At 73.0% G+C, this 12462-nt stretch carries 7 protein-coding genes; 3 read left to right on the top strand and 4 right to left on the bottom strand.

Annotated features, from left to right (window positions below; all coding sequences use genetic code 11):
- Nucleotides 1–39: 39 nt before the first annotated feature.
- The 4 genes from ppc to ACLQ27_RS18060 all read right to left on the bottom strand — a co-directional run bounded on the left by ppc (nt 40) and on the right by ACLQ27_RS18060 (nt 6342).
- On the bottom strand, nt 40–2826 hold the full coding sequence (ppc, locus tag ACLQ27_RS18075; RefSeq protein ID WP_234584116.1) for a phosphoenolpyruvate carboxylase: 2787 nt from the start codon (nt 2824–2826) through the stop codon (nt 40–42).
- Between the two features lie 128 nt (nt 2827–2954).
- Nucleotides 2955–3968 carry a hypothetical protein gene (locus ACLQ27_RS18070; protein ID WP_425867730.1) on the bottom strand — a complete coding sequence of 338 codons (1014 nt, stop codon included), beginning with the start codon at nt 3966–3968 and terminating at the stop codon, nt 2955–2957.
- 269 nt (nt 3969–4237) lie between these two features.
- Complete coding sequence (locus ACLQ27_RS18065; RefSeq protein ID WP_357573306.1) at nt 4238–5167, bottom strand: helix-turn-helix domain-containing protein; 930 nt, start codon at nt 5165–5167, stop codon at nt 4238–4240.
- Between the two features lie 260 nt (nt 5168–5427).
- Entirely contained in the window at nt 5428–6342 is a 915-nt protein-coding gene (locus tag ACLQ27_RS18060; RefSeq protein WP_425867728.1) for a cyclase family protein, read from the bottom strand.
- A gap of 565 nt (nt 6343–6907) precedes the next feature.
- Between ACLQ27_RS18060 and mfd the strand changes: the two genes are divergently transcribed.
- From mfd to ACLQ27_RS18045, 3 genes are all read left to right on the top strand, one after another.
- Nucleotides 6908–10549, top strand: a complete 3642-nt coding sequence (mfd, locus tag ACLQ27_RS18055; protein WP_425867726.1) for a transcription-repair coupling factor — start codon at nt 6908–6910, stop codon at nt 10547–10549.
- Nucleotides 10550–10656: 107 nt separating this feature from the next.
- Nucleotides 10657–11424 carry a hypothetical protein gene (locus ACLQ27_RS18050; protein ID WP_234584111.1) on the top strand — a complete coding sequence of 256 codons (768 nt, stop codon included), beginning with the start codon at nt 10657–10659 and terminating at the stop codon, nt 11422–11424.
- A 2-nt stretch (nt 11425–11426) separates the two neighbouring features.
- Nucleotides 11427–12425: a nucleoside triphosphate pyrophosphohydrolase gene (locus ACLQ27_RS18045; RefSeq protein ID WP_425867725.1), complete on the top strand. Its 999-nt coding sequence runs from the start codon at nt 11427–11429 to the stop codon at nt 12423–12425.
- The last annotated feature ends 37 nt before the right edge of the window (nt 12426–12462 follow it).

Genomic DNA, 12462 nt, shown 5'->3' with positions numbered 1-12462 from the left:
CCGGTCGTGGTGACCGGGGCCCGTTGCCGTGCTGCTTGATCAGCCGGTGTTGCGCATGCCGGCGGCGATGCCGTTCACCGTGGTGAGCAGTGCCCGCTCCAGGGCCGTGCCGTCGCTCGGGGCGCGTCGGCCACCCGGGGCGGTGGCCACCGCACGGCCGGCCGCGCCGGATTCCCGGTACTGACGCAGCAGCGCCACCTGGAGGTGGTGCAGCGGCTCCAGGTAGGTGTCCCGGACGGCCAGGGTGCGCTGGAGCACCGGCGAGTTCTCCAGCAGGGCGGGCGAGGCGGTGACCGCCAGCACCTCGCGCTTGGTCAGCTCGTACTCCTGCTCGATCTGCTCGAAGATCGGGTGCAGCTTCTTCGGCACGAGGGTCTCGACGTACCGGCGGGCGATGCTGAGGTCGGTCTTGGTCAGCATCATCTCGACATTCGACAGGAACGTGCGGAAGAAGTGCCAGTTGCGGTGCATCTCGGCGAGCACGTCCGCCAGACCGGCCTCCCGGGCGGCGGCCAGGCCGGAGCCGACGCCGAACCAGCCCGGCACGATCTGCCGGGTCTGCGTCCAGCCGAACACCCACGGGATGGCCCGCAGCCCGGAGAGCCCGGCGCCCGTGTTGGGGCGCTTCGCCGGCCGGGAACCGATGTTCAGCGCACCGAGCAGCTCGGTGGGGGTGGACGCCCAGAAGTACGCCGGCAGGTCCGGGTCCTCGACGAGCGACCGGTACGACCGGAACGCCGATTCGGAGACCACGTCCATGGTCGCGTCCCAGCGTTCCAGCATCTCGGCCGGCTGCCGGGGCGCGGTGTGCAGGAGCGTCGCCTGGAGCACGGCGGCGAGGGTCAGCTCCAGGTTCTCCCGCGCCAGCGAGGGCAGGGTGTACTTGTCGGAGATCACCTCGCCCTGCTCGGTCACCTTGATCGCGCCGTCCAGCGTGCCGTACGGCTGCGCCAGGATCGCCTCGTGCGTCGGGCCGCCGCCGCGGCCGACGGTGCCGCCGCGACCGTGGAACAGCCGCAGGCGTACGCCGTGCCGGGCCGCCACGTCACGCAGCGCGCGCTGGGCCCGGTGGATCGACCACTGGCTGGTGGTGATCCCGGCCTCCTTGTTGGAGTCGGAGTAGCCGAGCATGACCTCCTGCACGTCGCCCCGGGCCGCGACGAGCGCCCGGTACGCGGGCAGCGACAGCAGCTCGTCGAGGATCTCCCCGCCGGCGTTCAGCTCGCCCGGGGTCTCCAGCAGCGGCACGAAGCCGATCCGGGCCCGGCCGCTGTGCACGTCGACCAGCCCGGCCTCGCGGGCCAGCACCACGGCGGCGAGCACGTCGTCCACGCCGAGGGTCATCGAGATGATGTACGACTCGATGACCTCCGCGCCGAACCGGTCCTGCGCCTCGCGGATCGTGCTGAACACGTCGAACGTCTTGCGGGCCGACTCGGTCAGCGGGGTGTCCAGGGTGGACAGCGGCCGCCGGCCGGTCAGCTCGTCGGCGAGCAGCTTGGTGCGCTCCAACCGGCTCAACGCCGGGTAGTCGGGCACCTCGCCGACCGCCTCGTAGAGCTGGGTGAGCACCTCGTGGTGCTTCTCGGCGTGCTCCCGCACGTCCATCGTCGCCAGGTGCAGGCCGAACGCGGAGACCGTCCGGATGGTGGAGGCGAGTCGGCCGACGGCGGTGAGCTGCCCGGAGTTGCGGGCCAGCGAGGCGCGCAGCAGGTCCAGGTCGGCGATCAGCTCGGCGGAGCCGCGGTAGTCGCGGCCCGGAACGTGGGCGGTGCCCTGGCGGAGCCGCTGCCGGGTGTTGGCCAGCTTCGCCTTCACGCAGCGGGCCTTGAGCCGGTACGGCTCCTCGGCGTTGACCCGACGGAACCGGGGGGCCACCTCGGGCAGCGCGTCGAGGTCGGCGGCGAGGCTGGCGGAGAGGTCCAGCGACACCCCGCGCAGTCGGCGGGACACCGACACCTCGTTGATCAGGTGGTCCATCGCCTTCTCGGTGGCCGCGATGCCGTGCTCGTGCTGAATGGTCAGCACCTCGCGGGTGACCGCCGGGGTGACGAACGGGTTGCCGTCCCGGTCGCCGCCGATCCAGGTGCCGAAGCTCAGCGGGCGGGCCGTCGGCGACGTCTCCACGCCGAGGGTGCGCAGCGTGTCGGCCAGGTCGTCGAGCACCTGCGGGGCGGCCTCGGCGTACAGGTCGCGCAGGTAGTAGATGGCGTTGCGGGCCTCGTCGGTCGGGTCGGGCCGGTCGAGCCGCAGCTCGTCGGTCTGCCACATCAGGTCCAGCAACTCGGCCAGCCGGCGGTTGGCCGGGCCCTCGTCGCTGGCGCCGTAGAGGATCGCGTTGGCGGTCTCGGTGTCCAGCTCGTCGGCGATGGCGCGCAGCTTGGACAGGATCGAGCGGCGGGCCGCCTCGGTCGGGTGGGCGGTGAAAACCGGGCGGACCGCCAGCCGGCGGGCCGCGGCGGCGATCTCCTCGGCCGGCACCCCCCGCTCGGCGATCATCTTGGCCGCCTGGTCCAGCCAGCCGCCCTGCACGGCGCGACGGCGACGCAGGTCCCGGGCGCGGTGCACCTGCTCGGTGATGTTGGCCAGGTGGAAGTAGGTGGAGAAGGCGCGGGCCAGCTTGGTGCCGGTGGTCACGTCGAGCCCGCCGAGCCGCTCGGCGGCGGCCGGGACGTCGGAGCGGACCTGGGCGCGGATCTCCTCGACGAGGTCGAGCAGCGGGCGGCCCTCCTGGCGGGCCAGGGTCTGGCCGAGGAGGGTGCCGAGTCGGCGGATGTCAGCGCGCAGCGCGGCGTCCGGGCCGTCGTGGTCGTGCTGGTCGGTCACGATGCGCTCCTTACGTGAGTACGAAGGACAGCGCTGTCCGACTCCCTGGATGGTATCCACGTCGGGGCGGCTGGCAGGAGGGGCTCTCCGCATGCCGCGTCGTGACACGGAACACCCCGGAGATCACTTCAGGCTCTTGCGCCGGGGGTCGCCCGACGCCCCCGCACCCGGGTCGCGCCGAGCAGGGCGGCCAGCGCGAGCACCGCCCAGAGCGCCAGACCGGTCACCGGCCAGCCGATCGAGCGCCTGTCGAAGTACACGGCTGACTTGATCAGGTCGGTGGCCAGGCCGGGCACGTTCCATCGGTGCATTCCGCGCAACCAGGTGGGCAGGAACTCGGGCGCGTAGATGCCGCCGGAGCCCGGATTGCCGAGCACCACCAGCAACAGGATGACCAGCCCGGTGCCGAGGACGCCCAGCCATCCCTGGACCGCCGCGGCGACCATCGCGGCGGCGAAGGCGGCCAGCATCCCGGCGCCGGCGACCGCCGGCAGGTCGTGGTGCCAGACGTCCAGCACCGGGCCGACGATCACCGCCCCGACGATGCCGAGCGCCACGCTGTAGACGGCGAGCGCCCCGATGCGCAGTCCCGCGCGGCGCAGGGTGCGCGGGGCGGTACCGGCGGAGACGCCGAGCACCGTCGAGGCCAGGTATCCGCCGAGGACGTACCCGATGGCCAGGTAGAAGGGGACCAGGCCGCGGGGGTCGGTGGCGGCGACCGGCACCTCGTCGGTCACCCGCAGCGGCAGTCGGGCCTGCTGGGCGGCGCTGGTGAGCACCTGGGTGACCAGGTCGGTGGCGGACGGTGCGCCGGCGCTGGCGGTGGTCAGGACGAGCCCGCCGTCGGGGGCGGAGCTGAGCACCGCGTACACCTCGCGGCCGGTCAGGCCGTCGTCGGCGGTGCCCGGGTCCGCGTACTCGATGGCTTTGATCCTGTCGGTCCGGTCGCGGACGGCGGCCAGGACCGTGCGGGCGGCCTGGTCGCTCGCCGCCACGCCGACCGGCACGTCCCGGGGGTGGGGCTGGTGCAGGGCGCCGACGTACGCGGCGATGAAGGCGGTGGCCAGCGCGAGGGTGCCGAGCAGGAGGCCTGCGGTGCGGGGGAGCCAGTCGCGTACCCGGACCTCCGGCGCCTCGTCCACCAGATCAGCCTAGGGCGACATTTGCCCTGTTTACGGCATTTCTCGGCGAGTGGTGAAGGTGAGCAATTTTCTTCAAGACCGTCCGGGGGGCGCTCGGGAGGATGGTCTCCGTTGGTCCGGGAGCCACCCCGCAGAGGTGGCCGGATCGGGGCATGCGGGCCTGTTCGGGGAGGTCCGACGCCTCGGCCGGACCTGTCGCGGGCCGCTTCGGGCGTGCCCGAAGGAGGTGCCGTACGCCCCCCGTGCGGCACCTCCGCCGGCCTCCGGGCTCAGGCTGTCGCGGACGGGTCCTCGCGGGTCGCGGTGAGCAGGCGGCGCAGCCTGGCCGGAGGGTGACCCACCTGCTCGCGGACCACCCGGGTCAGGTGTGCCTGGTCGGCGAAGCCGTACTCGCTGGCGAGCGCGCCGAGCGGGCGGCCGTCGGGCTCGGCGAGGGTGTCCAGCACCGCACGCACCCGCAGCCGGTTGCGGTACGCGGTCAGGCTGCTGCCGGTCATCCGCTGGAACACCCGGCTGAGGTGGTGCGGTGAGCTGCCCACCTCCCGGGCCACCTCGTCAAGGCCCATCGTGAACCCCGAGTTGGCCAGCACCTCCCGGGCCCGGTCGGCGAGCCGCCGGTGCGCGGCGAGCGTCGCCGGCCGGCGGCGGACCGCCCGCTCCACCGCGCCGTCCTCGCCGTTCTCGCCGTTGGAGGCGAGGGCGCTGTGGCTCAGCAGGCGGGCCAGGAACCGCTGGAGCCGCTCGGCCATCTCGAAGCCGTCCAGCCCGCGCCGGAACTCGGCCACCAGCAGACGGTGCGCCAGGTCCAAGGTGGCGTCCGAGGTGCCGGCCCAGCCGGCCCGGTCCATCCAGCGCTCCGCGTCCGGCCGCTGCGCCAGCACCGCCGAATCGATCTCCAGGCAGGTGTACGAGTCGCCGCAGCCGAACGGGTGCGCCACCGCCATCTCGTCGCCGGGCCGGGTCAGCAGCATCGACGTGGCGTCGGAGACCTCGACCCGCCCGTTGAGCCGGCGCCGGTACGCCCCGGAACGCCCCAGGATGACCTTGTGCCGGTCCTCCGCGACAGTCTCCGTCCAGCCGTGGTTCTCCACGATGCAGCGCACCTGGTAGATCAGCATGCCGTCCGGATGCCCCAGCACCCGCCACCGGGCCGGCGTGGTACGACGACGCGGATCACTGCCGACTCCCTCAGCGGGCATCGTCCCCCCTTGCACGGCGATCTCGCACTACCCGGCTCGATTCTGGTCACTCACCAACCCCTGGTCCACCCCGAGCGACGGGTCGCTCCGCAGCGGCTCTTCGGGTCTGTGCCGGCCCGTGCTGGCCCGTGCCGGTCCGTGCTGGCCCGTGCCGGCCCGTGCCGGCCCACCTGGTCGGCTGTGGTCGACCGGCTCGGTTTGCGCCTCGGTCGGCTCGATCCCGTGGTCGGCGGGTTCGCGGGTCGGGGAGTCGGCGTGGATCAGGGATTGACAACGGCGAAGGCGCGGACCGGGAAGGTGCCCATGCCGGCCACCATCGGTGGGGCCGCGGTGAAGCGGAACCCGCTCGGCGGCAGCGCGCCCAGGCCGGTCAGGTGCTCCACGATCGGGACGCCGGCGGCGAGCAGCGTGCTGTGCGCGGGGCGTACGCCTCGGGCCGCCGGGCTCATGTCGTCGATGTTGATCGAGTCGATGCCGACCAGTGCTGCGCCGGCGTCGACCAGCGCCTGCGCGGCGTCCCCGGTCAGGTACGGCGCCTCCGGTGCGCCGTACCGCTCGGTGCCGAAGTGCACGTCCCACCCGGTGTGCAGCAGCACCGCGCGCCCGGCCACCTCGTACGGAGCCAGCATCAGCCGGTCCACGGCTCGGGTGCCGGCCGGTACGCGGACCAGCAACCCGGGCAGGTCGGCGAGGCGGTCCAGGGACACCCCGGTCAGGTCGTCGCCGCCGGACCAGCGGTGGGCGGGAGTGTCCACGTACGTGCCGGTGTTGGCGATCATGTCGATCCGGGCCACGTGGAACTCGGTGCCCGGCGCGTACCGCTCGCGGGATTCCGCGAAGGTCAACCAGTCGGCGATCCTCGGAGGGGACCACCCCGGCAGCGTGGTCATCCCGTCGCGGATCACGTGGCTCAGCTCGACCAGCCGACGATCGGCGCCGGACTCCTCGACGCCGGCGCCCCGACCGCCCTTGTGCGGCTCCTCGATGATCGTCTTCGCGCTGATCCGGACCTCGGCGACCATCAGCAGTCCGAGGTGGCGGACGAACAACGCCGCCAGATCGTCGTCGGTGATCTCCCGACCCGGAATGTCCAGCCGGAACCCCTCCGTGCGCAGGCCGCCGCCGTTGGCGAAGCTCACCTCCGCGTCGAACTGTGCGCGCCACTGCTCACTCATTCCGAAACCCGACCACGCCTGCCGGCGCCGGTCAAGATCTTTTCGCGGCGTGGGTGGCCTGTAGTCGGCTGCCTGTGCTCGGCTGCCTGTGGTCGGCGTCGTCCAGGTGGCCAAGATCGTGCTCGAACCAGGAAAGAGTGCGATCCGACGGATTCGAGACCACTACATCCTGGATCGAGCACGATCTTGGTCGGTGTCGCCCCGTGCAAGGCGGCAGCGCGCCCCATCACCCCCGCGCAATGGCGTGTCCGCGCTCCGGGACGGCCGAGGACGCTTCCAACCCCGCAAGATCCGCGCAACATCAGGGAACTTGCTGCCTCCCGCGCTCCGGAGGCAGCAACTTCCCCGATGTTGTGCGGATCTTGGGGCGAGAGGGACTGCGGAGGGGCGGACCCGTGCCGGGTGCGGACCTGGTCGGGGTGCGCGGGCCAGGGGCGCGGACGACGCGACCTGGGCGGAACGGGGTGGGTGTCGGTGCGCGGGGATAGGCTGGTTGGCGTGCACCCCCCGTCCGGTTGGACGAGGGGCCCAAGTGGTGTGCGCCGACTCCCCTGGAAGGATTCCCTTGCTCACCGGTCTGTTCTCCGCCGCTCTGGCCGACCCCGGGCTGACCCGGGCGCGTGACCTGGCGCGCTCCGGTGCCGCCCAGGTTGACGGCCTCGACATCACCGCTCCCGCCGCGCTGCGCCCGTTCGCGGTGGCCGCCGTCGCGGCCGACCCCGACGGCACCGGTGGCGGGGCCGGGCGGCCCGTGCTGGCGGTGACCGCCACCACCCGGGAGGCCGACGACCTGGCCGCCGCGCTGGGCGCGCTGCTGCCGCCGGAGCAGGTGGTGGTCTTCCCCTCCTGGGAGACGCTGCCGCACGAGCGACTGTCCCCCCGCTCCGACACGGTGGGCCGCCGGCTGGCCGTGCTGCGCCGCCTCGCGCACCCCGAGTCGACCGACGCGCACGGCGGCACCGGGCCGCTGCGGGTGGTCGTGGCGCCCGTCCGTTCACTGCTGCAACCGCAGCTCAAGGGCCTCGGCGACCTGGAGCCGGTGCAGCTCGCCGCCGGCGAGGAGGCGGACCTGGAAGAGGTCGCCCGCCGGCTGACCGACATGGCGTACGCCCGGGTCGACCTGGTCACCAAGCGAGGCGAGTTCGCGGTGCGCGGCGGGATCCTGGACGTCTTCCCGCCCACCGACGAGCACCCGTCCCGGGTGGAGTTCTGGGGCGACGAGGTGGAGGAGATCCGCACCTTCGCCGTCGCCGACCAGCGGACCATCGAGCAGGTTCCGCTGCTCTGGGCGCCGCCCTGCCGTGAGCTGCTGCTCACCCCGGCGGTGCGCGAGCGGGCCGCCGCGCTCGCCGAACAGCACCCCGAGCTGGCCGAGATCCTGGACAAGCTGGCCGAGGGCATCCCGGTGGAGGGGATGGAGTCGCTGGCCCCGGTGCTGGTCGGCCCCGACTCGCTGGAGCTGCTGCTGGACGCCATGCCGGCCGGCACCCACGTCCTGCTGTGCGACCCGGAGCGCATCCGCACGAGGGCGCACGACCTGGTGCGTACGTCGGAGGAGTTCTTGCAGGCCAGCTGGGCCGCCGCCGCGGTCGGTGGCCAGGCCCCGGTGGACGTCGGCGCCGCCGCCTTCCGCACCCTGGGCGAGGTCCGCGCCACCGCGGCCACCCTCCGCCAGCCGTGGTGGACGCTGTCCCCGTTCGGCCTGGTCGAAGCGGAGACCGCCGAGACACGGCAGCCGTGGGAGGACGCGCCCGAGCAGGCCAGCGTGACCCCCGACGACGCCATCGCGGTGACCCTCGCCGCGCAGCCGGCCCCGCTCTACCACGGCGAGACCGCGCGGGTGGTCGACGACCTCAAGCGCTGGGCCGGCGAGGGCTGGTCGATCGCGCTGGTCTTCGAGGGGCACGGCCCCGCCCAGCGGGCGGTGGAGGTGCTGCGCGACGCCGGGCTGGGCGCCCGGCTCACCGGGGAGGTGCCGACCGCGCCCGCCCCCGGCGAGATGGTCGTCACCTGCGGCGCGCTGGGCAGTGGGTTCGTCGACGAGGCGTCCCGTTTCGTGCTGCTCACCGGCAACGACGTCACCGGTGGTCGGGGCGCCTCGACGCGGGACATGCGCAAGATGCCGAGCCGCCGGCGCAACACCATCGACCCGCTGGAGCTCAAGGCCGGCGACTTCGTGGTGCACGAGCAGCACGGCATCGGCCGCTACGTCGAGCTGGTGCAGCGCACAGTCAACGGCGCGAGCCGGGAATACCTGGTCATCGAGTACGCGGCCAGCAAGCGTGGCCAGCCCGGCGACCGGCTGTTCGTCCCGACCGACCAGCTCGACCAGCTCTCCCGCTACGTGGGCGGTGAGCAGCCGACGCTGCACAAGATGGGCGGCTCGGACTGGCAGAAGTCCAAGGCCCGCGCCCGCAAGGCGGTCCGGGAGATCGCCGCCCAGCTCATCCAGCTGTACGCCGCCCGCAAGGCGTCCAAGGGCCACTCGTTCGGCCCGGACACGCCGTGGCAGCGGGAGTTGGAGGACGCCTTCCCCTGGCAGGAGACGCCGGACCAGCTCGCCGCTATCGACGAGGTCAAGCGGGACATGGAACAGACCGTCCCGATGGACCGGCTGATCTGCGGCGACGTCGGCTACGGCAAGACCGAGATCGCGGTCCGGGCGGCGTTCAAGGCCGTGCAGGACGGCAAGCAGGTGGCGGTGCTGGTGCCGACGACGCTGCTGGTGCAGCAGCACTACAACACCTTCGCGGAGCGGATGAGCCAGTTCCCGGTGCAGATCCGGCAGCTGTCGCGGTTCCAGACCCCGAAGGAGACCGAGCGGACGTTGGAGATGGTCGCCGACGGCACCGTCGACATCGTCATCGGCACCCACCGGCTGCTGCAGACCGCGACCCGGTTCAAGCAGCTCGGCCTGGTGATCGTGGACGAGGAGCAGCGCTTCGGTGTCGAGCACAAGGAGCACCTGAAGACGCTGCGGGCCTCGGTGGACGTGCTGAGCATGTCGGCCACCCCGATCCCGCGCACCCTGGAGATGGCGATCACCGGCATCCGGGAGATGTCCACCATCGCCACTCCGCCGGAGGAGCGGCACCCGGTGCTCACCTTCGTCGGCGCGCAGGACGACCGGCAGGTCGCCGCGTCCATCCACCGCGAGCTGCTGCGCGACGGGCAGGTGTTCTACCTGCACAACCGGGTCGAGTCGATCGACCGGGCGGCCCGGCGGCTGCGGGAGCTGGTCCCCGAGGCGCGGGTCGCGGTGGCGCACGGCCAGATGGGCGAGGAAGCCCTGGAGAAGGTGATGGTCGGCTTCTGGGAGAAGGAGTTCGACGTCCTGGTCTGCACCACGATCGTCGAGTCGGGCATCGACATCCCGAACGCCAACACCCTGATCGTGGAGCGGGCCGACCTGCTCGGCCTGGCCCAGCTGCACCAGATCCGTGGCCGGGTCGGCCGCGGGCGGGAGCGGGCGTACGCGTACTTCCTCTACCCGCCGGAGAAGCCGCTCACCGAGCACGCCCACGAGCGGCTGGCCACCATCGCGCAGCACACCGAGCTGGGCGCCGGCATGTACGTGGCCATGAAGGACCTGGAGATCCGGGGCGCCGGCAACCTGCTCGGCGGCGAGCAGTCCGGGCACATCGAGGGCGTCGGCTTCGACCTGTACGTGCGCATGGTCGGCGAGGCGGTGTCCGCGTTCAAGGGTGAGCGGCAGGAGGAGGAGACCGACGTCAAGATCGACCTGCCGATCGACGCGCACCTGCCGCACGACTACGTGAGCGTGGAGCGGCTGCGCCTGGAGATGTACCGCAAGCTCGCCGAGGCACGCGACGAGGAGCGTCTGCGCGAGGTCGTCGCCGAGATGACCGACCGGTACGGCGAGCCGCCGGCCCCGGTGCAGAACCTGGTGGCGGTGGCCCGGTTCCGCCTGCTGGCCCGCCGGTACGGCCTGAGCGACGTGACGATGCAGGGCAAGCACATCCGGTTCGGGCCGCTGCCGCTGCCCGACTCGAAGCAGATGCGGCTCAAGCGCTACCACCCGGACGCGGTCTACAAGCAGGCCACCGACCAGGTGAGCGTGCCCCGACCGACCACCCGTCGGATCGGCGGCGAGCCGCTGCGCGACCAGGCGCTGCTCGAGTGGTGCGCGCAACTGCTCTCCGACGTGCTGGGCGCCCCCGCCCCGCTGGTCGCCGCGGCCGGGTGAGCGCGGCGGCCCGACGGTGCGGGTGCGTCGGAGTCGCCGGGCCGGGCGCGACGGGTGGAGGTGGGGGGCGTCACAGCGCCGGGTGATGGCGTGAGAGAGTGACGGACATGCGTGCTCGCCGTCTTGTCGCCGCCGCCACCGTGGCGGTCGGGATCGTCGCCCTCTCCGGTTGCCGTGCCGAGCCCGGTGTCGCCGCCTATGTCGGGGACCACCGCATCACCCAGGATGCGGTCACCGCCATGCTGGACGATCTGCGGGCGAAGAACCCGACGCCCCCGGCGGACGACCCGTCCGCCGCCGCGCGTCCGCCGCTGCCCGGTCCGGCCGAGGTGGCCAGCGTGCTGGTGCTCGGCGAGGTGTGCGGGCGGGTGTCCAGGGAGAAGAACTACCAGCCGCGCGCCCAGGTGTCGCCCGAGCAGGCCGCCCAGCAGTTCGGGCTCGCGCCCGAGACCCGGTACGCGCGCTCGGTCGCCGAGCTCTACACCTGCCTGTCCGGGGTGCCGTCCGGCGAGGCGGTCGCCCCGACCGACAAGGAGTTGGCCGACGTGGTCGCGGCGGGTCGCAAGGCCGCCAAGATCCCGGCCGACGTGAGCGACGAGGACGCCGCCCGTCAGCTCGACGGCGAGCAGTCGCGTGACCAGTTGCGCGCCGCGCTCGCGACCCGCCGGGCGCTTGTCGAGGCGGTCGAGAGCCACGACGTGACAGTCAACCCCCGGTACCGGCCGCTGGAGTTCCCGGTGCTGACCTTCGAGGGCAACGCTCCCGCGGTGAGCGTGCCGCTGGGCGAGGCGGGCTCCGGAACGGTCACCGACGTCTCCACCCCGGACGCGGTGCCGTCGAGCGCGAACCCGGACGCCGAGGGCACGGCCAGCTGAGCATGACGGCACGGATCGTCCTGCTGGTCACCTCACCCCGGTTGCCGGCCGGCCTGCTGACCTCGGCCGCCTGGGATGTCGTACGCCAGCATCCGGTCCTGGCCGGTGCGGAGAGCGAGTTGACCACGGCCGTGCGTCAGGCGGGCGCCGAGGTGCGGATCGTGAACGGCCCGGCGACGCAGCCGCTGCTCGACACGGTAGCGGCGCACGGTACGGCGGTCTGGTTGGCCGGCCCGGCCGGCGACGAGGCCCTGGCCCGGGAGTTGGGTCTGCGGCTGGCCCGGGAGCCGGGGCTGGCCGAGTTGGAGCTGATGTACGGCTCGTGGGACCCGCCGGGGGCCCGGCTGCTCGACGCAGTGGCCGTGCTGGACCGGCTGGCCTCACCGGGTGGCGACCCGTGGAAACGGGCGCAGACGCACCGCAGCCTCGCGGGCTACCTGCTGGAGGAGAGCTACGAGGCGTACGACGCGATGGTCGAGGACGACACCGACTCGCTGCGTGAGGAGTTGGGCGACGTGCTGTTGCAGGTGGTCCTGCACGCCCGGCTGGCGGAGGAGTTGCCCGAGGGCGAGCGGTGGACCATCGACGACGTGGCGGGTGGCCTGGTCGACAAGATGATCCGGCGTAATCCGCACGTCTTCGCCGGCGCGGAGGCGGGCACGTTGGAGGAGATCACCGCCAACTGGGAGCGGATCAAGCGGGTCGAGAAGGCGCGCGATTCCGTCCTGGACGGTGTGGCGCTCAGCCAGCCCGCCCTGGCCCTGGCCGCGCAGGTCCTGGAACGCGCCACCCGTAACGGCATCGAGGTCCCGCCTCCGCCGGTCGCCACGCAGGTGGACGCCGAGGCGAGACTGGGCGCGAGCCTGCTGGCGGCAGTCGTCGCGGCCCGTGAGGCGGGAATCGACAGCGAAGCGGCCCTGCGCCGAACCACCCTGGCCTACGCCCAGGCCGTCCGAGCCGCCGAAACCGCACCCCCACCCCCACCCGTCGACCCGAGTTGATCAAGAGGTTCGCGTCGGAATCCGGCTCGGATCCGAC

It is taken from the genome of Micromonospora sp. DT63 (assembly GCF_049841615.1).
Classification (GTDB): domain Bacteria; phylum Actinomycetota; class Actinomycetes; order Mycobacteriales; family Micromonosporaceae; genus Micromonospora.
The sequence above is the reverse complement of the archived record's forward strand: the minus strand, read 5'-3'. Positions and strand labels throughout refer to the sequence as shown.

Coding starts and splice junctions, on each gene's coding strand:
- ACLQ27_RS18060 (WP_425867728.1), bottom strand. CDS start 6,342: ATGAGTGAGCAGTGGCGCGCACAGTTCGACGCGGAGGTGAGCTTCGCC.
- ACLQ27_RS18045 (WP_425867725.1), top strand. CDS start 11,427: ATGACGGCACGGATCGTCCTGCTGGTCACCTCACCCCGGTTGCCGGCC.
- ACLQ27_RS18065 (WP_357573306.1), bottom strand. CDS start 5,167: ATGCCCGCTGAGGGAGTCGGCAGTGATCCGCGTCGTCGTACCACGCCG.
- ACLQ27_RS18050 (WP_234584111.1), top strand. CDS start 10,657: ATGCGTGCTCGCCGTCTTGTCGCCGCCGCCACCGTGGCGGTCGGGATC.